The sequence below is a fragment of the Streptosporangium sp. NPDC002607 genome (assembly GCF_053592655.1).
The window spans coordinates 296,206-316,772 of the sequence record NZ_JBSFWD010000006.1; the positions used below are offsets into that span (position 1 = coordinate 296,206).

The 20,567-nt window shown below is 68.4% G+C and carries 19 protein-coding genes and 2 tRNA genes; 14 read left to right on the forward strand and 7 right to left on the reverse strand.

Annotated elements, in window-relative coordinates:
• Nucleotides 1–135 precede the first annotated feature (135 nt).
• From ACWD3H_RS09975 to ACWD3H_RS09995, 5 genes are all read left to right on the forward strand, one after another.
• Entirely contained in the window at nt 136–2,199 is a 2,064-nt protein-coding gene (locus ACWD3H_RS09975) for an ATP-dependent DNA helicase UvrD2 (protein ID WP_451954671.1), read from the forward strand.
• On the forward strand, nt 2,196–3,062 hold the full coding sequence (gene tesB, locus ACWD3H_RS09980; protein WP_350921983.1) for an acyl-CoA thioesterase II: 867 nt from the start codon (nt 2,196–2,198) through the stop codon (nt 3,060–3,062). Before ACWD3H_RS09975 ends, tesB begins: the two co-directional genes overlap by 4 nt.
• A gap of 115 nt (nt 3,063–3,177) precedes the next feature.
• On the forward strand, nt 3,178–3,477 hold the full coding sequence (locus ACWD3H_RS09985; RefSeq protein WP_451954672.1) for a hypothetical protein: 300 nt from the start codon (nt 3,178–3,180) through the stop codon (nt 3,475–3,477).
• A gap of 126 nt (nt 3,478–3,603) precedes the next feature.
• Nucleotides 3,604–3,873 (forward strand): WhiB family transcriptional regulator, encoded by a 270-nt coding sequence (locus ACWD3H_RS09990; protein WP_030910441.1) that lies wholly within the window; start codon nt 3,604–3,606, stop codon nt 3,871–3,873.
• Nucleotides 3,874–3,947: 74 nt separating this feature from the next.
• On the forward strand, nt 3,948–4,142 hold the full coding sequence (locus ACWD3H_RS09995; protein ID WP_350964065.1) for a hypothetical protein: 195 nt from the start codon (nt 3,948–3,950) through the stop codon (nt 4,140–4,142).
• 221 nt (nt 4,143–4,363) lie between these two features.
• Here ACWD3H_RS09995 and ACWD3H_RS10000 read toward each other — a convergent pair whose 3' ends face one another.
• Nucleotides 4,364–5,701 carry an ABC1 kinase family protein gene (locus tag ACWD3H_RS10000; RefSeq protein ID WP_451954673.1) on the reverse strand — a complete coding sequence of 446 codons (1,338 nt, stop codon included), beginning with the start codon at nt 5,699–5,701 and terminating at the stop codon, nt 4,364–4,366.
• Between the two features lie 65 nt (nt 5,702–5,766).
• Complete coding sequence (locus ACWD3H_RS10005; RefSeq protein WP_350921994.1) at nt 5,767–6,867, reverse strand: ThiF family adenylyltransferase; 1,101 nt, start codon at nt 6,865–6,867, stop codon at nt 5,767–5,769.
• Between the two features lie 212 nt (nt 6,868–7,079).
• On the opposite strand from ACWD3H_RS10005, the gene ACWD3H_RS10010 reads away from it, so the two are divergent.
• The 3 genes from ACWD3H_RS10010 to ACWD3H_RS10020 all read left to right on the forward strand — a co-directional run bounded on the left by ACWD3H_RS10010 (nt 7,080) and on the right by ACWD3H_RS10020 (nt 9,115).
• Nucleotides 7,080–7,862, forward strand: coding sequence for an enoyl-CoA hydratase/isomerase family protein (locus ACWD3H_RS10010; RefSeq protein ID WP_451954674.1), 783 nt, complete (start codon nt 7,080–7,082; stop codon nt 7,860–7,862).
• A 141-nt stretch (nt 7,863–8,003) separates the two neighbouring features.
• A complete protein-coding gene (locus tag ACWD3H_RS10015) occupies nt 8,004–8,519 on the forward strand; it encodes a M48 metallopeptidase family protein (RefSeq protein ID WP_350922000.1) in 516 nt (171 codons plus the stop codon).
• 14 nt (nt 8,520–8,533) lie between these two features.
• Nucleotides 8,534–9,115, forward strand: a complete 582-nt coding sequence (locus tag ACWD3H_RS10020; protein WP_355554500.1) for a glycosyltransferase family protein — start codon at nt 8,534–8,536, stop codon at nt 9,113–9,115.
• A gap of 21 nt (nt 9,116–9,136) precedes the next feature.
• On the opposite strand, the gene ACWD3H_RS10025 is transcribed toward ACWD3H_RS10020, so the two are convergent.
• The 3 genes from ACWD3H_RS10025 to ACWD3H_RS10035 form a co-directional block, all read right to left on the reverse strand.
• On the reverse strand, nt 9,137–10,123 hold the full coding sequence (locus tag ACWD3H_RS10025) for an endonuclease/exonuclease/phosphatase family protein (protein WP_451954675.1): 987 nt from the start codon (nt 10,121–10,123) through the stop codon (nt 9,137–9,139).
• A 297-nt stretch (nt 10,124–10,420) separates the two neighbouring features.
• Nucleotides 10,421–10,966 (reverse strand): NUDIX hydrolase, encoded by a 546-nt coding sequence (locus tag ACWD3H_RS10030; protein WP_355554496.1) that lies wholly within the window; start codon nt 10,964–10,966, stop codon nt 10,421–10,423.
• Nucleotides 10,963–12,261: a zinc-dependent metalloprotease gene (locus ACWD3H_RS10035; RefSeq protein WP_451954676.1), complete on the reverse strand. Its 1,299-nt coding sequence runs from the start codon at nt 12,259–12,261 to the stop codon at nt 10,963–10,965. Before ACWD3H_RS10035 ends, ACWD3H_RS10030 begins: the two co-directional genes overlap by 4 nt.
• Nucleotides 12,262–12,340: 79 nt before the next feature.
• Between ACWD3H_RS10035 and ACWD3H_RS10040 the strand changes: the two genes are divergently transcribed.
• The 6 genes from ACWD3H_RS10040 to ACWD3H_RS10065 all read left to right on the forward strand — a co-directional run bounded on the left by ACWD3H_RS10040 (nt 12,341) and on the right by ACWD3H_RS10065 (nt 19,364).
• Nucleotides 12,341–13,414, forward strand: coding sequence for an NAD-dependent epimerase/dehydratase family protein (locus tag ACWD3H_RS10040; protein WP_355554596.1), 1,074 nt, complete (start codon nt 12,341–12,343; stop codon nt 13,412–13,414).
• Nucleotides 13,415–13,979: 565 nt separating this feature from the next.
• Nucleotides 13,980–14,405: a molybdenum cofactor biosynthesis protein MoaE gene (locus ACWD3H_RS10045; protein WP_355554493.1), complete on the forward strand. Its 426-nt coding sequence runs from the start codon at nt 13,980–13,982 to the stop codon at nt 14,403–14,405.
• Nucleotides 14,406–14,488: 83 nt separating this feature from the next.
• The gene (locus ACWD3H_RS10050; RefSeq protein ID WP_451954677.1) at nt 14,489–15,535 is read left to right on the forward strand and encodes a YlbL family protein; all 1,047 of its coding nucleotides are present in this window, start codon (nt 14,489–14,491) and stop codon (nt 15,533–15,535) included.
• Nucleotides 15,536–15,874: 339 nt separating this feature from the next.
• Nucleotides 15,875–18,808 carry a UPF0182 family membrane protein gene (locus ACWD3H_RS10055; RefSeq protein WP_451954678.1) on the forward strand — a complete coding sequence of 978 codons (2,934 nt, stop codon included), beginning with the start codon at nt 15,875–15,877 and terminating at the stop codon, nt 18,806–18,808.
• 77 nt (nt 18,809–18,885) lie between these two features.
• Nucleotides 18,886–18,962: transfer RNA gene (locus tag ACWD3H_RS10060), tRNA-Met, on the forward strand.
• A 325-nt stretch (nt 18,963–19,287) separates the two neighbouring features.
• A tRNA-Met gene (locus ACWD3H_RS10065) sits at nt 19,288–19,364 on the forward strand.
• Between the two features lie 116 nt (nt 19,365–19,480).
• Here ACWD3H_RS10065 and ACWD3H_RS10070 read toward each other — a convergent pair.
• Together ACWD3H_RS10070 and ACWD3H_RS10075 are read right to left on the reverse strand one after the other, a co-directional pair.
• A complete protein-coding gene (locus tag ACWD3H_RS10070) occupies nt 19,481–19,726 on the reverse strand; it encodes a hypothetical protein (protein ID WP_451954679.1) in 246 nt (81 codons plus the stop codon).
• Nucleotides 19,727–19,779: 53 nt separating this feature from the next.
• Entirely contained in the window at nt 19,780–20,190 is a 411-nt protein-coding gene (locus tag ACWD3H_RS10075; RefSeq protein WP_355569958.1) for a hypothetical protein, read from the reverse strand.
• Nucleotides 20,191–20,567: the final 377 nt, after the last annotated feature.

Below are 20,567 nucleotides of genomic sequence, written 5' to 3' on the forward strand. Positions count from 1 at the left end.
GGCAAAAGGCCCACTTTATGCATCTCGATGATCGATACAGGGTGAAGGCGGCATGTTGCCAGAATGAGCGAGGTTTGGCCAGAGCCTGGGAGGATGTTGCGGCCCGGTCCGTTCGACTGCTTGTAAGGAGGCTCTGTGAGGCCCGACGACATTCTGGCGGCACTGGATCCGGAGCAGCGTGAGGTGGCCGAAGCCGTCCGGGGACCGGTCTGCGTCCTTGCCGGCGCGGGGACGGGCAAGACCCGTGCCATCACCCATCGCATCGCGCACGCCGTCCACAACGGGGTGGTCGACGCCCAGGGTGTGCTGGCGGTGACGTTCACCACACGCGCGGCCGGTGAGCTCAGGCAGCGGCTGCGCCAGCTCGGCGCGCCGGGCGTGCAGGCGCGCACCTTCCACGCCGCCGCACTACGTCAGCTCACCTACTTCTGGCCGCGGGTCATCGGCGGCGACCCGCCCAGGGTGATCGAGTCGAAGCTGCCGCTGCTGATCGACGCCTGCCGCTCCCTGCGCAAGAACCAGGACCGTTCGGAGTTGCGCGACATCGCCTCCGAGATCGAGTGGGCCAAGGTCACCCAGATCGGCCCCGAGGACTACGCGGAGGCCGCGAAGAAGGCCGGCCGGACCTCGCCCGTACCGGCCGAGGAGGTCTCCCGGCTCTACGAGATGTACGAGACCCTCCGCCGCGACCGGCACCTGGTCGACTTCGAGACCATCCTGGAGCTCACCGCGGCCGTGATGACCGAGCACCGCGAGGTGGCCAATGAGATCCGCAGGCAGTACCGCTACTTCGTGGTCGACGAGTACCAGGACGTCAACCCGCTGCAGAAGCTGCTGCTGGACACCTGGCTCGGCGGGCGCGACGACCTGTGCGTGGTCGGCGACCCCAACCAGACGATCTACTCCTTCACCGGAGCCACGCCTCGCTACCTGACGGGTTTCTCGGTCGAGTACCCCAACGCCACCGTGATCAAGTTGGTCCGTGACTACCGCTCCACCCCCCAGGTCGTCTCCCTGGCCAACCGGGTGCTCGACCGGGCGAGGACCCCGCACAAGCTCGCCCTGATCGCCCAGCGTCCGGACGGTCCCGAACCGGTTTTCGCCGAGTACGACGACGAGACCGCCGAGGCGGAGGGGGTGGCGCGGGCAGTGCGGAAACTCGTCACCGGCGGCGTGCCGACCCGTGAGATCGCCGTGCTGTTCCGGGTCAACGCCCAGTCCGAGGCGTACGAGCAGGCATTCAGCAAGGCCGGCCTGCCGTACGTGCTGCGCGGCGCCGACCGGTTCTTCGAGCGTCCCGAGGTCCGCCAGGCGGTCGTGCTGCTGCGCGGCGCCGCACGCTCCGCCGAACCCGGCGACACGCTCGCCTCGACCGTGCACCACATCCTGTCCGGCATCGGGCTCACCCCCGAGGCACCCGGTGGAGGCAAGGCCCGCGAGAAGTGGGAGTCGCTGAAAGCCCTGGCCGACCTCGCCGAGGACCTCGCCGTCGCGGGCGCGGACCTGCCCGCCTTCGTCGCGGAGCTGGAGCGCCGGGCCAGCGAGCAGCACGCGCCGCCGGTCGAGGGGGTCACCCTCGCCTCGCTGCACGCGGCCAAGGGCCTGGAGTGGGACGCGGTCTTCCTCGTCGGCGTCACCGAGGGCATGCTGCCGATCATCTACGCGGAGACACCTGAGCAGATCGAGGAGGAACGTCGCCTCCTGTACGTCGGTGTCACCCGCGCCCGCGCCCACCTGGGGCTGTCGTGGGCGCTGGCACGCTCGCCGGGAGGCAGGCGCTCCCGCAAACCCTCCCGATTCCTGGACGGGCTGACCGGTCGTGCCACGCAGCGGAGCCGCACACCCGCGGCGGCTGATCGCCGCGCGGTCGCCGCGCCGATCAGCTGCCGGATCTGCGGGAAGACCCTGATGGCCGCCGCCGAGCAGAAGCTCGGCAGGTGCGCCGCCTGTCCCGCGGACTACGACGAGGCACTGCTCGAAGCGCTGAAGGCATGGCGTACGGGAGTCGCGAAGAAGGAGAAGCTCCCGCAGTGGGCGGTCTTCACCGACGTCACCCTCCAGGCCATCGCCGAGCGGGCACCGGTCTCCGAACAGGACCTGTTGACGATCACGGGAATCGGACGCGTCAAACTGGAGCGTTACGGTGAAGCGGTGCTCGAACTGTGCCGTGTCGCCGCAAACCATACGGAGGGCGCGTGAACGAGGCGTTAAAGGAGCTCCTGGACCTGCTTGACCTGGAGCAGATCGAGCTCGACATCTTCAGGGGACGCAGTCCCGAGGAGCGTATCCAGCGTGTCTTCGGTGGTCAGGTGGCCGCGCAGGCCTTGGTCGCCGCGGGGCGGACGGTGCCCGACGGCCGCGACGTCCACTCGTTGCACGCCTATTTCATCCGCCCGGGGGATCCGGCCATCCCGATCGTCTACAACGTGGAGCGGGTCCGTGACGGCCGCTCCTTCACCACCCGGCGGGTGGTGGCCATCCAGCACGGCAAGGCGATATTCACCATGTCGGCCTCCTTCCACGTGCAGGAGACCGGCGTCGAGCACCAGGCGGCCACGATGCCCCAGGTGATCGATCCTGAGGAACTGCCGTCCTACCGGGACCGGATGCTCCAGATCGTGGGGACGAACTCACTGATACGCGAGTGGGCGTCCAGGCCCAGGCCGGTGGACGCCCGCTATGTGACCCCTCTCACCTGGGAGGCCCATCGCGACCCGGAGCTTCGAGGTTCGAACACCAACGTGTGGTTCCGTTATGAGGCGGAGCTGCCCGACGACCCGCTGCTGCACGTGGTGCTCGCCGCCTACGCCTCCGACTTCACCCTGGTCGACACCGTGCTGCTGGCCCACGGCCTGGCCTGGGGCGCCTCCAATGTCTCCGGCGCCTCGCTGGACCACGCGATGTGGTTCCACCGCCCCATCCGGGTGGACGAGTGGGTGCTCTATGCTCAGGAATCGCCGTGGTCGGGGGCGGCTCGCGGGCTCGCCAAGGGCGAGATGTTCACCCGGTCCGGGGAACTGGCCGTGTCGGTAGTGCAGGAGGCGATGATCCGCGTGAGATAGTCGCAAAGTCGCAGGTAGAAAATATGTTGCCCGCTCTGGTGGCCCGGGTTTAGGGTCATGGTCAAGCAAGTCGGACGTTCCTGTCCGACGATCCACGAATGGAGGTGAGTCCGCTGTGAAGAACATCCTGATGTCGTCCCAGATGGGGCTCGCTTCCGTGCGCCGTAACACCAGTCTGCCCTGCGGCAGCCAGGTCTCCCTCGCCCGTGGCGCGGCAGCTCCGGTTCTGCAGGACAACCCTGCCCGCTTCTGGGTCGAGGCCGACCGCCGGTCTGCTCTGATCGCCTTCGCGATGACAGAGGCCCCGGCTGTCCCGACCCTCGTGGGCGCCAGCTACGCAGCAACGACCAAGCACATCGGAAACGGTGGACTGCGCGGTCCGCAACCCTGGAGGCATCCTCCGGTCATAATCTGACCGAGGAAAGAGCCTTCAGGCCGCGGATCCGCACCAGGATCCGCGGCCTTCTTGTTTGTCCGCGTCATTCCTGACCCCCACCCAAGAGGTAGCCGAAGATCAACACCTAGCTGAGAGGTGAAACAGATGGGGGCCCAGACGGTCATGGACCTGATCGACGAAGCCACAATCCCCTGTCGTACCGACCCCGACCTGTGGTTCGCCGAGTCTCCGGAGGACGTGGAGTTCGCCAAGGCGCTCTGCGGAGGCTGCCCGATCCGCCAGGCCTGCCTGGCCCGCGCGCTGGAGCGCGAGGAGCCATGGGGAGTCTGGGGCGGCGAGCTCGTCCTGCGGGGGGCGATCGTCCCCCGGAAGCGTCCGCGCGGACGTCCGCGTAAGAACCCGGTCGCCGCCTGAACAATCCGGTCATCGCCCAGACCACCGAGAACTCGATCAACCAGGAATCACACGTTCCCGAAAGGACCACTACGATGAGCTACTTCAACACCACGGGACTCGACCTGCCGTCTATGCAAGAAGAACTGGTACGTGACCGAATACGGACCCTCCACCGCGAGGCGGAGGAGCATCGCAGGGCCGCCGGACTTCAACGTCTCCAACGCGCTCAGCGTGGTGCGGAACGCGCCTCGGCGCGCCTGCGCACCGCGCTCCTGCGCCTCGTCTGATCCGTGAGGATCGGCGGCGACGCGTAGCGGACGCACAGCGGAACACGGCAGATGAATGAGGGGTGACCCGCTCCGGCGGGCCACCCCTCACGCGTCTCGACGGTGCACCCTGCACGGGTCTCGCCGGGCCGCCACTTATGCCGTTCTACCGGGGTCCGCCGGGTCGCCGCTCATGGGTCTCGCCGAACCGCCCCTTACGCGTCTCGCCGGGTCGTCTCCGGTCAGGCGCTGGCGAGGGTGGGCTCTCCCGTATCCTCGTCGGCGAATCCGGGGACCCAGCGGATGACCTCCTGGCGGAAACGGGCGGTGGCGCCGAGCTGGCAGAGCACGCCGATCCCCGCCGTGTGCACCCGATGGATGAGGACGTACGACACGGGCAGGTTGAGCTGGCGCACCACGTTGCCCGGACGCAGGTCGGTGGCCATGGCGGCCTGCTGCTGGAGCCACTCCCTGCTGAAGGAGAACTCCTCCACGGAGGTCGGCTCGACGTAGGGGGCGAGGAACGCCCGCAGGGCTTCGGTGTCGATCTCGATGTGCGGGCGGATGAACCCCTCGTCACGCAGCCCCCGGACCACGGTCTCCATGTCGCCGTTGTTGAAGATGCGGGTCAGCTTCCCGAAGAGCGGCGGGTATCCGTCGGGCAGCCGGTTGACCGCGCCGAAGTCGAGCACGCACATCCTGCCGTCGTCGAGGATCCGGAAGTTGCCCGGGTGGGGGTCGGCGTGGAGCATGCCCAGCCGGGCCGGTGAGGAGAACAGGAACCGGACGAGCTGGAGCCCGGCCCGATCGCGCTCCTCCTGGGTGCCGCCGGTGATGATCCGTGACAGCGGGGTGCCGTCGACCCATTCGGAGACGAGCACCTGCTCGTTGGCGGCGATGACATCCGGGATCAGAAAGTCGGGGTCGTCCTTGAACTCCTGGGCGAAGGCGTGCTGCGCCTCGGCCTCGCGCAGGTAGTCGAGCTCCTCGATCACCCGCTCGCGCAGCTCGTTCAGGACCGCCTTGATGTCGAGACCGGGCAGTAGCACCCCAAAGAGCTTGCCGAGCCTGGCCAGCTGGGTGAAGTCGGAGAGCAGGGCCTTTCCCGCTCCCGGATACTGGATCTTGACCGCGACCGTCCGGCCGTCGTGCCAGACCGCCTTGTGCACCTGCCCGATCGAAGCGGCCGCGGTGGGCTTGTCGTCGAATGACTGGAAGTTCTCCCGCCAGTCGTCCCCCAACTGCTCGACGAGAACCTTGTGCACGGTCGCGGTGGGAAGCGGCGGAGCCGCGTCCTGGAGCTTGGTCAGGGTCGCGCGGTAGGGACCGGCGATCTCGGTGGGCAGTGCCGCCTCGAAGATGGACAGCGCCTGGCCGAGCTTCATCGCCCCGCCCTTGAGCTCTCCGAGAACCTTGAAGATCTGCTCGGCGGTGCGTTCCTGGATTTCCTGGGCGACGATCTCGGCCGACTTGCCGCCGATCCGTTTCCCGAGGCCGAGAGCGGTACGGCCGGCGAACCCGATGGGAAGGGCCGCCAGCTTTGCAGAGCGCGCAACGGCGCGACGCGGAAGGTCACTCACCTCGGTTAGCGGCGTGTCCCCCGTTACAGCGAGACGCCGCTCCCTCCCTTCGCTGTGCTTGTCCGTCAGCGGCAGGTAGCCGACGCGACCATTGTTAGCGAACCCAACTCGTTTCGGAAGCAACGACATTGAGGATGAACACTCCAGGATCGCCTTTTCCACGTCCAATCTGGCAATACTTCCATTGTGCTGTTTGTCACAACGGGTTCACGGCCATCTATCCAAGCAAGCGCATGACCGGTGGCCGATGCCGCCACCAGCGCGGACAGCGTCGTCCCGCACGCGATCTCCCCTGCGGGGAAGCCGCCCAGGCGCGCACTGACAATGGGCCAGCCGGGGTCGCGATCGCGTCGCGTCAAATCTAGGCAGTGCAGGCACGTGCTCCGTCCAGGTAGTACCAGCGGACCGACCGAACCGAAGGCCTCGAAGGCGGTTGCCAGCAAATGTGGGATCCCCCACTCGACGAGTTCCCTGACCAGGAGGCCGTCCAGGGGCACCACCGGAGCGAGCACCGCCAGGTCGGGTGGCCTGGCTCCGTCGGCCAGCTGGGCGGCGCCGTCGCCGGTCGACGCCGTGAGGCCGGGCGCCAGCCTCCTGGCCACCGCGACCGCACCGTCCTGCCTGCTCATCCCCACCTCCGTCCAGCCGAGCCCGCCGGGGACGACATCCCGTCGCCGGGTCGTACCGGGATCGACGACGCAGATGTGGCCGACCCCTGAGGCGGCGAGCAGGGCGACGACCTGCGCGCCCACCCGGCCCGCGCCGTAGACCCGCACCCGGGCCTGCTGCCTGCGTTCCAGCACGGCAAGCCCTCCGTCGACCGTGCCGGGGGAGAGGGAGAGCGCGTCCAGATCGGGCTGGAGCCGGTCGCGCTCGGCCATCACGAGCGCGCGCAGCGGGCCGGGACCCGCCGCCGCGTCGTCCACCACCCCCCGGCTGACCAGCAGATCGAGCAGGGTCCGGCCGCGCTCCTCGCCGAGACCCGCGTCGGTGGCGCCAGCCAGCACGCCCGCGAGATCCCTTACGCCGTCGAGACTCTCCACCCAGCGGCGGACCTCCGGCTCCAGATCGCTCAGCACCACCGCGTGCCGGGGATGCAGGCCGAACTGCAGGGTGCGTCGGTCACGGGCGACGCGGCGCAGCGCGGGCTTCAGGCGTGGTCGCATCAGGGGGCCTTTCCTCGAAGGGGGCAGCCTGCGGGAGAGCCGGTGAGCAGGCTGGCCGGGCGTGCCAGCGTGCCATGCCTCCGCGGGCCCCCGGACGTCTTTCCCGCCGCCTGTGGATAACTCCTGCCCTGTGGACAACTTCCGCCGGGCAGGGTTTCCCGGCAGGCCCCTCGGCGGTCGGGCGGAGAACGCCGTGGGCTACGCTCCCCGGCATGAACGAGATCTTGATTGATCGGCGGGAGAACGGTGTCGCGGTGCTCACCCTGAACCTCCCTGACCTGCGCAATGCGATGACCGACGCGATGACCGCCCGGTGGCGGCAGGCCGTCGCCGGCCTCGCGGCGGATCGCGACCTGCGGTGCGTGGTCGTCACCGGAGAGGGGAAGGCGTTCTGCGCCGGGGGAGACCTGTCCTGGCTCGCGGAGCGGAGGACCGAGGACATCCCCGCCCTACGCGACCGGATGCTCGGCTTCTACCGGACCTGGCTGACGATCGCCGATCTGGAGGTGCCGACCATCGCCGCGGTCAACGGCGCCGCCGTCGGGGCGGGGTTGTGCCTCGCCCTCGCCTGTGACCTGGTCTACGCCGCCGAGGAGGCCAAGCTGCTCGCCCCCTTCACCTCGCTCGGCCTGCACCCCGGCATGGCGGCCACCTATCTGCTGCCCAGGGTCGCCGGGGTGGGTGTGGCCAGGGAGATGTTGCTCACAGGGCGGACGATGACAGGGCTGGAGGCGGCCTCCGCGGGGCTGGTGAACAGGGCGTTTCCCCGTGAGTCGCTGATGGCGGAGGTACTGGGCATCGCGTCGCGGATCGCCGCCAACGCGCCGATCGCCACCCGGCTCACCAAAGTCGCCCTCGCGGGCGGGCATGCCGACCTCGACGCCGCGCTGCGTTGGGAGTCCCTTGCCCAGCCGGTCACCATGGCCTCCGACGACATGCTCGAAGGGCTGGCGGCTCAGCGAGAACAGCGGGTCCCGCGATTCGGCAACGCGTGAGACGGCTGATATCCAGGTTAATTAGATAAGTTGTGACCACGCTTGATCGCTCCCGCCGAACAATCGGTGAACGGGGATTGACCAGCGGGAACGTGTTCTACCCCCTGGTGTGAATTCGCCATTCTCGGCTACCGTTCATATGTGCCCCCCGAGACAGTCGAGGTCCGCCGAAGTTCTCGCCGCCGGCGGACGGTTTCTGCGTACCGCGACGGTGAGAAAACGATCGTGCTCCTCCCCGCCGGTCTGAGTAGCACCGACGAGGAACAGTGGGTGCGCCGTATGCTCGATCGACTCGCGGCCAAGGAGCAGCGCAGACGTCCCTCGGACGACGACCTCCTCGATCGAGCCGTCGAGCTGTCGGCCCGCTACCTGGGCGGGGAGGCGAAACCGTCGAGCGTGCGCTGGGTGGAGAACCAGAAGCACCGTTGGGGCTCGTGCACTCCGGATCACGGAACCATCAGGATCTCCACGCGCCTGAGGGGCATGCCCTCGTGGGTGGTGGACTATGTGATCATGCACGAGCTCGTCCACCTGCTGGTGCCGAGTCACGGTTCGCGCTTCTGGGCGCTCGTGGAACGATATCCCAAGGCCGAGCGGGCACGGGGCTTCCTGGAGGGATTCTCCACGGCGGCCCACGGCTCCGCGGAGGAATGGTGACAGAGGATCGAGTGGTGGCCGTTCTCGTCACGCCCTCCATGGCGGACGCGGCCCCGCCGGGAATCGACGCCGCCGACTTCCTGACCGCCGTCGCCGAGGACACCTACGAACTCGTCGCCGGGCTCGACTTCGTCTCACCGATCGTGGTGACGAGCGTACCGGGCATGGAGGAGATCGTCTGGCCGGGCACCCCTGTCGTTGAGATCCCCGACCTCTCGGGGAGCGCCCTGGTCGAGGCGGCCTTCGCCGCCCTGCCCCACGGCGAGCAGGCGGTCCTGCTGAGCGCCGACGCGCCCGACCTGCCTCCGCTGCTCATCGGCAAGCTCTTCCGCGAACTCGGCCGGGCACGGATCGCCGTCTGCCCTGCCGCGGGCGGCGGCACGGTGGCGCTGGCCGCCCACCTGCCCTACCCGGGCTGGGCCTCGGTGGGCTTCGACGACCTCGACCCGGTCAAGGCGCTCCGTGCCTCGGCGCCCGGCAGCCGTATGGTCGCCAGGGGGCCCGGCTGGCATCGCCTGCGCGCTCCCGGAGACCTCCACCTCCTCGACCCGGGCCTCGAAGGCTGGGACAACACCCGGGCGCTGCTCTCGGCCTGAGCGGCCCGGGTGCCCGAGCCGTCAGAGCGAGGGCAGGCGTAGGTCGGCGAAGACGGCCCGGTGATCGGTGCCGGGAACGCTGTGCACGCTGACCGCGTTCACACCCACCCGCCGGTCCACCACGACATGGTCGATCGTGATCAGCGGCGGGACGCGCCTGTTGACCGGCCAGGTGGGAGTCAGCCCCTCTCCGGCGCTGTCGGCCGCGTCCTGATAGCCGCGGCCAAGAAAACGGCGCATGGCCGCGTGGTCGAGGCTGGCGTTGAAATCGCCCGCGAGGATGCGGATCGTGTCGGGCGCGGCGGAGGGCAGGGCGTCCAGCGCCGCCGTCCAGTCGTACACCTGCCTGCCCAGCGGCGGGAAGGGGTGCACGTCGATGATCTCGACAGGCTTGGCGCCGGGGACGGTCATCAGCGCGGCGGGCATGTTGTGCCCGATCGCCTCGAACAGGTTCTCCCTGGGGGTCAGCGGATACCGGGAGTACAGGCCGCTGCCGCCGGCGCTCCACTCCGGCTCCAGCACCTGGTACGGCATGATGCCGCCAAGACCGGCCGCCTCCAGCTTCTCGACCATTCCCGGGGTCAGCTCCTGGGTGCTCAGCACGTCCGGGTCCAGCCGCCGGACCAGATCCATCACGGCGTCGGGCTCGGCATGCCCGAACAGCGTGTTGAGCGTCAGCACCCGCAGGGGCGTTCCCGTCACCACATCCCCGGAGCGAAAGGCCCTGGGGAGCACGCTGAGGCCGAGCGCCGCGGTGGTGACCAGCGCGACGGCCGTCGCGGCCCGGTTGCGGGTCAGCACGGACAGCAGCACCGGTACGAGCGAGGCGGCCGCCACGTACGGGGTACCGGTCATGAGCTGGGTGGTCAGCGAGTCGCGTTCGAGTCCGGCCACCCGGGCCACCGCCCAGGCGGCGAACGGCGTCACCGCGGCCCAGGCGAGGGATTTGGGGATCCTCCAGCGCCGCGTCGGCGTCACGACCGCGCCTCTGGCGCTCCTGTCAGCCACGATGTCTACGCTCACAGTGCCCCGATCCGCTCTGTACAGCCTGATTGGGAACGAAGATATCCAGGCAGAGGTGAGACAAGCATAAAACGGTCCAACGCCCGCGGAAGACGGCCGGAAATCGACTGATTCATCGGAACCTATGCGTTCCGGGAAGCCGCCGAGACCGGGAACCCCCGGTGGCCACCGCGCCGCCCGGTGCGGTCGTCGCCGAGCCGCACAGGGCGAGCGTCCAGCCATCCGGAGCCGCGGTGGCACCGAGCCGCAAGAGCCCGAGCCGGTACCGGGCCGGGCTCCCGGTCAACCGGAGCGCAGGGCCTCGCGGGCGCGGCGGGCCAGGCGGCGGGTCGCCTCGTCGGAGAGTTCGGGGATCTCGTCCACGGGGAACCAGCGCAGGTCGAGCGACTCGGCGCTGATCACGGCCTCGACATCCGCGGGGGCGACCGCGCCGTACTCCACGTCCAGATGGCTGCTGTGCGGCGGATGGCACCAGACCCGATGCCGGTCGAGTGCCAGCGGGCCGGGCAGCAGCCGCAGGCCCGGAATACCGGACTCCTCAGTGGCCTCACGCATCGCCACCGCCTCAAGGGAGACATCGCCGCGCTCGCAGTGGCCGCCCATGGGCAGCCACATCCCGGCCTTGGGGTGCAGCGTCAGCAGAACCCGCTCGCCGTCGTGGGAGAGCACCGCGGTCGTGGCCGTCAGGTGACCGGTGACGCACTCGCGCCACATCGCGTCATCATGGGCGTGTACGTGATCCAGGAACTCCTTGCGGAGGATCTCCTCCTCCGCCGTGGGCGCGGTCCACCCCGTGAGCACGTCCCGCGCGTCGGCGCGCAGGCTCACGCGCCGCCCCCACCTGCGTCGCCCTTGTCATCGTCCTCGCCGGGAGTGGCGGGAGGCTCGCGCAGAGATCCCTCCAGGGACGACAGGTCGAGCTCGGGCTCGCCCCGTACGAACCCCTCGGGGTTGTCGAGGTCGTCGGCGGTGGGCATGAGGTCGGGGTGGCTCCAGACCGCGTCGCGGCCGTCGATGCCCCGGTCGGATTCCAGCGCCTGCCACAGGGCGGCGGCCTCGCGCAGGCGGCGGGGCCGGAGTTCGAGGCCGACGAGCGTGGCGAAGGTCTGCTCCGCGGGGCCGCCGGTCGCCCTGCGGCGCCGTACGGTCTCCGCCAGCGCCGTCGCCGAGGGGAGCTTGCCGTCCGCGGCGCCGTCCACGACGGTGCCGACCCAGCCCTCGACGAGAGCGAGCATGGTCTCCAGCCGGGACAGGGCGGCCTTCTGCCGCTCGGTCTCCTCGGGCTTGAGCAGGTTGCCGCCGCTCAGCGCCTGCTGGAGCTGCTCGGGATTGTTGAGATCGAGCCCGCGGAGCTGCTCCTCCAGGGCGGAGGCGTCCACCGTGATGCCCCTGGCGTATTCCTCCACGGCTCCGAGCAGGTGCGCGCGCAGCCACGGCACGTGCTGGAACAGCCGGTGGTGGGCCGCCTCGCGCAGGGCGAGATAGAGGCGGATCTCCTCGGCGGGGGTCTCCAGACCCTGGCTGAACGCCGAGATGCCGCCGGGCAGCAGGGCGGCGTTGTCCGACAGCGGCAGGCCGATGTCGGTGGCGCCGATCACCTCCAGGGCGAGCGAGCCGATGGCCTGGCCGATCTGCTGGCCGACCATCATGCCGCCCATCTGCTTCATCATCCCCATCAGCGGCCCGGCCATGGCCTGAGCCTCCGGGGGCAGACCGGAGGCGCCGAGCGTGCCGCTCATGGTCTCGACCATGCGGGCGGCGATCGGGTCACAGAGCTTCTGCCAGACGGGGACGGTCTTCTCGATCCATTCCGAACGGCTCCACGCCTGAGGGTTGCTCACCCCGCTCGGCAGGGAGGTGGCCTCATTGAGCCAAAGGTCGGCCAGGTTCAGGGCGTCGACGACCTGGCGTCGCTCGCCCTCCATGACACTGGGATCGCCCTCGGCGACCACAACGTGCCGTGCGATGTTCTTCGCCATGTCCCAGTTGACGGGACCTGAGGTCGGCGGAGCGGAGAGCATGTCGGCGAACTGGCGCATTGCCGCTGCGATCTGCTCCGGGTCGCCGAACATGGCGAACGGATTGTCGTTGGGGTCGTTTTCCCGACCTGGCAAGTCAGTCACCGCTCTACCTCGTGCAGGATGGAGGAGTCCACATCCGCCACGTTATCCGTCGCATGGCGGGTCAGTGCAAAGTGAGGACCTGGTGCCTACCTCGAAACGCTCCCGGCCCCCTGTCGTCGCCGTCACCGGCGCCGCCTCGGGCCTAGGCCGTGCTTTCCTCGCGAAAGTCGCCTCGTCTGCGGATTTCCGCAGGGTTGTGGCCATCGACGAGCAGCGCGGCGATGTGCCCGACGTCACATGGCGGGTGCTCGATGTTCGAGATCCGCTCTTGGCGAACCGCATATCCGATATTGACGTGCTCGTGCATCTGGCCGGTGACTACGCGCTCGACGCCGACCCCGCGGAGCGGCGCGCCTACAACCTGCGCGCGGCCCAGACGGTGCTCACCGCCAGTGCCGCGGCGAGGGTGCGGCGGGTCGTGCTGGTCACCAGCGCCATGGTGTACGGAGCCGTACCCGACAATCCCGTCCCGCTGCCTGAGGATTCCGAGGTCGCCGCCGAGCCGGATACGGGCATGGTCGGCGACCATCTGGAGATCGAGGCACTGGCCCGGCGCTCCCTGCGCAGCCACCCCGGTCTCGACGTGACCGTGGTCAGACCCGCGGCCGTGGTCGGCCCCGGTGTCGACAGCGTGGTGACCCGGCACTTCGAGGCGCCCCGGCTGCTGACCGTCAAGGGATGCAACCCTCGCTGGCAGTTCTGCCACGTGGACGACCTGGTCTCGGTCCTGGAGATGGCGGCGCTCGGCACGGTCTCCGGGGTGGTGGCCGTCGGAGGCGAGGGCTGGCTGGAGCAGGAGCAGGTGGAGGAGATCTCCGGGCTGCGCCGGCTGGAACTGCCCGCAGGGCTGACCTTCGGAACCGCCCAGCGCCTGCACCGCCTCGGCATCACCCCGGCTCCGGCCACCGACCTGCACTACGTCGTCTACCCCTGGGTGGTCGACTGCGCGACGCTGCGCGAGGTCGGCTGGAAGCCGATGTGGACCAACGAGGCCGCGTTCGAGCAGCTCCTGGAGCTGCGTGGTGGCAGGCACGCCGTCGTGGGCCGCCGCCTGTCCGGCAAGGAGGCCACGCTCACCGCGGCCGGCGCCACCGTCGCCGTCCTCGGCACCGCGGCGATCGTCCGCGCCGCCCGCAAGAAGCGCCGCCCCTGACGGCCCGCCCAGGGAGCCCGAGCGAGCTCCCGAGGGGCCGGCCGTGCCGGGGGACTGGACCTCCACGAGGACGTGCCTGTGCCATGGCCTGAGGGACGACCCGTGAGGCCGCGCCGGGGACTGGACTGAGGAGAGCGGGGTCGTGAGGAACGAGCGGCCCCGGTCGACGAGGGAAGGAGCCGGATTCCAGCGGCCGAACCGCGACGCGCAGCGTCGCCATTGACTCGTGAGGCCGCGCCGGGGACTGGACTGAGGAGAGCGGGGTCGTGAGGAACGAGCGGCCCCGATCGACGAGGGAAGGAGCCGGATTCCAGCGGCCGAACCGCGACGCGCAGCGTCGCCATTGACTCGTGAGGCCGCGCCGGGGACTGGACCAAGGACTCCCATGGGGACGTGCCTACGCCCATGCCCTGAGGGACTACCCGTGAGGCCGCGCCGGGGACTGGACTGAGGAGAGCGGGGTCGTGAGGAACGAGCGGCCCCGATCGACGAGGGAAGGAGCCGGATTCCAGCGGCCGAACCGCGACGCGCAGCGTCGCCAATAACACAGCCATAGACTCTGTGCGTGGATGTCATCCGGTTGCTCGATATTCGCGACAGCGCGCTCTCCGTCGACGAGGTGCTCGCCGCCGTCGGCAATCACGCCGCGGGCGGTACGACGGTCTTCGTCGGCACGGTACGAGAAGAGGATCACGGCAGGCCGGTCACGAGCCTGTCCTACTCGGCACATCCGAGTGCCACGGGTGAGCTGCGCCGGGTGGCCGAGAAGGTCGCCGTGGACTTCCCGGTGACCGCCCTGGCGGCCGTCCACCGGGTCGGCGACCTGAGGCTCGGCGACGTCGCGGTCGTCGTGGCGGTCGCCGCGCCGCACCGCGGTGAGGCGTTCGAGGCATCCAGAAGGTTGATCGACGACCTCAAGAGCCAGGTCCCCATCTGGAAGAACCAGTTTTTCACCGACGGTTCCTCCGAGTGGGTGGGAGCCTGCGATTGATCTCGGCTGAGGGGTATGCGCCCGTCGGCGCGGCGGCGTCCGGGTGCGGTTTCATGACCTGTCGTACGGCATAGGCTTTGTCCATGTCCCGACGAGCCCTGACTTTGATGGTGGCGGGCTTCCTCACGCTCATGCTCGCGCTGGTCGGCGCCGTGCTGCCGGTGCCGTACGTCGTGCTGAGCCCTGGGCCGACCGAGAACACCATCGGCGACGTCGACGGCAAACCGGTGATCAGCATCGAGGGACACCAGACGTATCCGACCGACGGCAAGCTCAGCCTCGTCACCGTCGCCTACCAGGGCGGCCCCGGGACCAGAATCGATCTGTTCAGCGCGCTCAGGGGATGGATCGATCCCACCATCGCGGTCGTGCCCGAGGAGACGATCTTCCCTCCGGCGACCACCGCCAAGGAGGTCGAGGAGCAGAACACCCAGGAGATGACGAACTCCCAGGACGATGCGACCGCGGCGGCGCTGACCGAGCTGAGGATTCCCTACAACTCGATCGTGACCGTGGGCTCCATGGAGAAGGGCATGCCGGCCGACGGGAAGTTCAAGGCCGGTGACGAGATCGTCTCGGTGGACGGCACGCCCGTGGCCGATCGGGAGACCGTCTCCTCCTCCGTTCGCAAGCACAAGCCGGGCGAAGAGGTCAGTTTCGTCGTCAACCGTGGCGCCCAGAGCCTGACCATCGCCGTCCCTACCGTCGCCGGTAAGGACGGAGCACCCATCGTGGGCATCACCATGCGGGTCGGCTACAAGTTCCCCTTCGAGGTCAAGATCAATGTTGGCGACGTCGGCGGGCCGAGCGCGGGGATGATGTTCTCCCTGGGCATCGTCGACAAGCTCACCCCGGGGTCGTTGACCGGCGGCAAGTCCATCGCGGGGACCGGAACGATCACCGCGGAGGGCGACGTGGGCCCGATCGGCGGCATCCAGCAGAAGATGGTCGGTGCCAGGAGGGCCGGTGCGACGGTCTTCCTGACCCCGGCCGACAACTGCGCCGAGGCGGTCAGAGCGATCCCGGACGGGCTCAGGCTGGTCAAGGTCGAGACGCTGCGCCAGGCCGTTCAGGCGATCGACTCGATCCGCACCGGCTCGGGTTCCGTGCAGAGCTGCCCGACCGGCTGACGCCGGAACCGGGCCGGATGCCGACCGTGCGCCAGGACGTCACGGTGCACGCGATCCGCGCTGGAGGAGCGGCTCCGCGGGCTCGACGGCAAGGTGAGCGTGATGTCCGATTTGCAAAGAAAGTTGAATTTTCGGGCCTGGAGTTCGTCATGGGGCACTCATCAGGACCCTTGCGCGTTGCTACCGATGGACCCGATACCAGTGGACTGTTGTGGCCGGACCGTGCCCGAAAGGCTAAGCGCGCCCCAACTCTCGCCGGTGTAGGTTTCCAGACACGGACCGTGCTCTTACGACAAGGGGTTGGCCTTGAGCTTCCGGACCCCCGGAGCCGGTAGGGCAATGCGCTTGCCCCGCCGGCCACGACTGCTACTTCCCGTCGCGATCACTCTGGTCGTGATAGTCGCGTTATTCTTCCTCTTTGCCGGCATTTTTACCGACTACCTCTGGTACGAATCGGTCGACTACACGGCCGTCTTCTCCGGCGTGATCGTTACGCAGATCCTCCTGTTCGTCGTCGGTGCGCTGCTGATGGTCGGCATCGTCGGCGGCAACATGCTGATGGCGTACCGCATGCGGCCGATGTTCGGCCCCGGGATGTTCGGCGGCGCCAGCGGTGCCGACCGGTATCGGATGGCCCTCGACCCGCACCGCAAGCTGATCTTCCTGATCGGTGTGGCGGTGCTCGGCCTGTTCGCGGGATCATCCTTCTCCGGTCAGTGGAAGACCTGGCTGGAGTTCATCAACGCGACGCCGTTCGGTGAGACCGACCCGCAGTTCGGCTACGACATCTCCTTCTTCATGTTCACCTATCCCTTCATCCGGATGGTGCTGAACTTCCTGTTCGTCGCGGTGGTGTTGTCCGCCCTGCTGTCGGCGATCGTGCACTACCTGTACGGCGGGTTCCGGCTCCAGTCACCCGGCGTGCACGCCTCGCGCGGCGCCCGGGCGCACCTGTCGGTGCTGCTCGGCATCTTCGTGCTGCTGAAGGCGGTCGCCTACTGGTACGACCGGTACGGGCTGGTCTTCTCCGACCGGGGCTTCAGACACGGTGCCTCGTACACCGACGTCAACGCGGTGCTTCCCGCCAAGAACATCCTGGCGATCATCGCGCTGATCTGCGCGGTCCTGTTCTTCGCCGGGGTCGTGCGATCCGGCGGCATGCTGCCCGGCGTCGGCTTCGGCCTCCTGGTGCTCTCGGCCATCCTGATCGGCGGGGTCTACCCGGCCCTGGTCGAGCAGTTCCAGGTCAAGCCGAACCAGCAGGGCAAGGAGCAGGAGTACATCAAGCGCAACATCGACGCGACACGAAAAGCCTACGGCGTGGACGACGCCGAGGTGATCGACTACACGGCTCAGGGTGACCCGAGCAAGGTCAGCGTCACCGCCGACAGCTCCATCTCCGGCGTGCGCCTGCTCGACCCGAGCCTGGTCGCCAAGACCTACCAGCAGAAGCAGCGGATCCGCGGTTACTACGACTTCCACGAGCCGCTCGACGTCGACCGCTACCCCGACGCGGACGGCACGATCCGTGACACCGTCGTCGCCGTGCGAGAGCTCACCGGACCGCCGGCGGAGCAGAACAACTGGATCAACCGGCACCTCGTCTACACCCACGGCAACGGCTTCGTGGCCGCGCCCGGCAACGAGGTCGACTCCGAGGGCCTGCCCAACTTCGACGCCAAGGACATGCCGGTCACCGGCTCCCTGGCGGAGCGGACGAAGCTCAAGGAATCGCGGATCTACTTCGGCGAGGCGCCCGCTTCGACCCAGTACGTCGTCGTCGGCGGCGGCGGGGAGAAGCAGCAGGAGCTCGACTACCCCGAAAGCGGCGGCACCGGCCAGAAGAACACCACCTACGACGGCAAGGGCGGGGTCCCTGTCGGTTCGTTCATCAACAGGATGCTCTACGCCGCCAAGTACGGCGAGATCAACCTGCTGCTCTCCGGAGACATCAACGCGAACTCCAAGATCCTTTACGAGCGCAACCCGCAGGAGCGCATCGCCAAGGCGGCGCCGTTCCTGAGCCTGGACGACAACCCCTATCCCGCCATCGTCGACGGCAGGGTGGTCTGGATCTCCGACGCCTACACCACTTCCAACGCCTACCCGTACTCCCAGAGCAAGAGCCTGGAGGCGATGACGCGGGACACCATCACCGACCCGCGCCTGGTGGTGCCGCAGCCGCGTGACCAGATCAACTACATGCGCAACTCGGTGAAGGCCGTGGTCGACGCCTACGACGGCACCGTCAGCCTGTACGCGTGGGACGAGAAGGACCCCATCCTGCAGACCTGGCGCAAGGCCTTCCCCGGCATCATCAAGCCGCAGACGGAGATGTCGCCCGAGCTCAAGCAGCACCTGCGCTACCCGGAGGCGCTGTTCAAGGTCCAGCGCGACGTGCTCTCCCAGTACCACATCTCCGACCCGAACGCCTTCTACAGCGGCCAGGACTTCTGGAACGTCCCGAACGACCCGTCCGGCGACCACGACACCAAGCAGCCGCCGTACTACCTGTCGGTCAAGATGCCGAAGACCTCGGCGCCCTCGTTCTCGCTGACGACCACGTTCGTGCCGCGCCAGGGGCCCAACCTGGCGGCGTTCATGGCCGTGGACGCCAACCCCGGACCGGATTACGGGAAGCTGCGCATCCTGCGCATGCCGTCCAACACCACGATTCCCGGACCCGGCCAGGTGCAGAACAACTTCCAGAACAAGTTCTCCGGCGAGCTCAACCTGCTCGGACTCGGCCAGGCGAAGGTCCGCTACGGCAACCTGCTGACCCTGCCGTTCGCCGACGGCCTGGTCTACGTCGAGCCGGTCTACGTGGAGATCGCGGCCGCCTCCGGCCAGGAGCCGTACCCGATCCTCCGCCGGGTCCTGGTGGCCTACGGCAACAAGGTCGGTTCGGCAGACACGCTCAAGGGCGCGTTGGAGCAGGTCTTCGGCGACGGCACCCAGAGCACGCCGCAGGGCGAGAACACGTCCGGTGAGGCGAAGCCGGAGGAGGCCAAGCCCACCACCGAGCTGGCCAAGTCGATCGACGAGGTGCAGAAGGCGTACGACAAGGCGCAGAAGGCGCTCCAGGCGAACCCGCCGGACTGGACCGAGTACGGCACCGCCCAGCAGGAGCTTGAGAAGGCGCTGGGCAAGCTGAAGGACACCGCCGAGACAACGGGCGTCACCCCCAGCCCGTCACCCTCGGCGACACCGTCGGCGACACCGTCCGGCACACCGGCTCCGTCGGCGACGCCATCGCCCCCGCCAAGTTCCTAGGGGGGCCGATACAGGGGCCCAGCGCTATTCGATTCGCGTCCACCTCCAAAGCCGGGTATGGTTCATACATACACCGACGCGGGGTGGAGCAGCTCGGTAGCTCGCTGGGCTCATAACCCAGAGGTCGCAGGTTCAAATCCTGTCCCCGCTACCAACGAAGATCCCGGTCGCCGGAAACGGCGACCGGGATCTTCTGCGTTTCCCCGGCTTCTCCTGAACCGGGGCCGGGAGGCCGGCCGCGTAACCCTCGCGCGGGGTCCACAGCCGGCGTAAAGCGTTCACCGCTCAAGCTCTGGTGCCCCGTCCGTGCGCGAGGTGGCGGGTGAGGGCGATGCCTTCGGCCACGGCCGTCCTGACCTGCGTGATCACACTGCGACCGGGTCATCCGCGAGCGGGGTGGCGTGGGATAAGTCAACCCGCGTCCCCGCGCCGATTTGCAGCCGGAGGGGAATTGCGGCTAGTGTTCAAGCACACACCGACGCGGGGTGGAGCAGCTCGGTAGCTCGCTGGGCTCATAACCCAGAGGTCGCAGGTTCAAATCCTGTCCCCGCTACCAACGAAGGCCCTGATCTCCTGGAGATCAGGGCCTTCTGCGTTTCCGTGATTGGTCTGCCCAGTGCCTCCACGGCCGCTGAAGAGTGAGGAGGGGGCCGGGGCCGACCTGAGGCGCCATCACGGAGCCGTGGCTCGTCCGGTCCCCACCCGGCGATGCCGCGGAACGAAACCGGGCTTGGCGCGACGCACCAGCAGGCTCGCCTTGTAAAGAGCCCAGCAGGTGAGGAAGGCCCCGAAGGAGACCTGCCCGATCCACGTCCACGCCGAGGTCTCGACGGCCGCGAACATCACTACACCGGTCCAGACGAAGCCGAAGACGCCCACGAGGGTCGCCGCAGCCCAATTCAGCCCTCGCTGCAACATGCCTGGAGTCTTACAGATCTTGGTTCAAGACCAGGTCAATGACGTGGAACGCCTCATCGGGGGATGCTACGGCTTGTGCCGGCACACCTGCGCGCGCGAGCCCCTCCGGTGTTCATCGGGGTGGTTCCGAGAGGATTCTCCTCAAGATAGGCCAGCAGCATGGCCGCTGTGTGGGCGTCTGCCAGGATCCGGTTCACCTCGTCCTCGGATGTCGGGAGCTGGCCACGCTTGGCGAGCTCGTCGGTGAGGAAGGTCAACGGCTCTGGGTAGCCGGCCGCCTCCGCGGCGACCGTTGCCCGAGCCGCGGTGAGGAGACGCAGGTAGTAGGCGCGGAGGGTCGCCTCTCGCATGCGTGCGTCTTCAAGGTCGTTCAGCAGAGACCTGGCAACCCTCAACAGGTCACCTGGGTGGTTGGCCTCCGCGTCGATGTGCGCGCGGATGTCGTCGAACTCCGAGCGGGTCATGGTGCTCACCTCCACGGCGGAGTCAGGATCCTGACCCTCGCGCCTACTTCGTATCCAGAGTCGATTGCGAATGGCTTGACGTCTGGTTGCGCACTTCGACTTCCTATGACTGTTTGGGACGCGCGAGCCCCGGGGATGGTTGGCAAGTTGTCTCTGTGACGTGAGAGTCCTGGTAGTGTTCTTCTCGCAGGGCAACGAGCCCCCGGATCCAGAATCTCCCGGGTAGGCGGAGTGCCCGGCAAAACCCTCTCACTATCCCGACAAATCGGGCGTGTCTGCATGAGTTGGACACCGACCGGATGTTGGAGTAAGTTAGAGGGGTTGCCCTGGAAACAGGGTGGTCGCAATCCTAGCGGGTTCGGCGGGTCTGAGTCGAT

Excerpts from the sequence above, each read along its gene's own strand:
- ACWD3H_RS10005 (WP_350921994.1), bottom strand. The coding sequence starts at position 6,867 with ATGCGACCACGCCTGAAGCCCGCGCTGCGCCGCGTCGCCCGTGACCGA.
- ACWD3H_RS09995 (WP_350964065.1), top strand. The coding sequence starts at position 3,948 with ATGAGCTACTTCAACACCACGGGACTCGACCTGCCGTCTATGCAAGAA.
- ACWD3H_RS10075 (WP_355569958.1), bottom strand. The coding sequence starts at position 20,190 with ATGACCCGCTCGGAGTTCGACGACATCCGCGCGCACATCGACGCGGAG.
- ACWD3H_RS09990 (WP_030910441.1), top strand. The coding sequence starts at position 3,604 with ATGGGGGCCCAGACGGTCATGGACCTGATCGACGAAGCCACAATCCCC.
- ACWD3H_RS10055 (WP_451954678.1), top strand. The coding sequence starts at position 15,875 with ATGCGCTTGCCCCGCCGGCCACGACTGCTACTTCCCGTCGCGATCACT.
- ACWD3H_RS10010 (WP_451954674.1), top strand. The coding sequence starts at position 7,080 with ATGAACGAGATCTTGATTGATCGGCGGGAGAACGGTGTCGCGGTGCTC.
- ACWD3H_RS10070 (WP_451954679.1), bottom strand. The coding sequence starts at position 19,726 with ATGTTGCAGCGAGGGCTGAATTGGGCTGCGGCGACCCTCGTGGGCGTC.
- ACWD3H_RS10050 (WP_451954677.1), top strand. The coding sequence starts at position 14,489 with ATGTCCCGACGAGCCCTGACTTTGATGGTGGCGGGCTTCCTCACGCTC.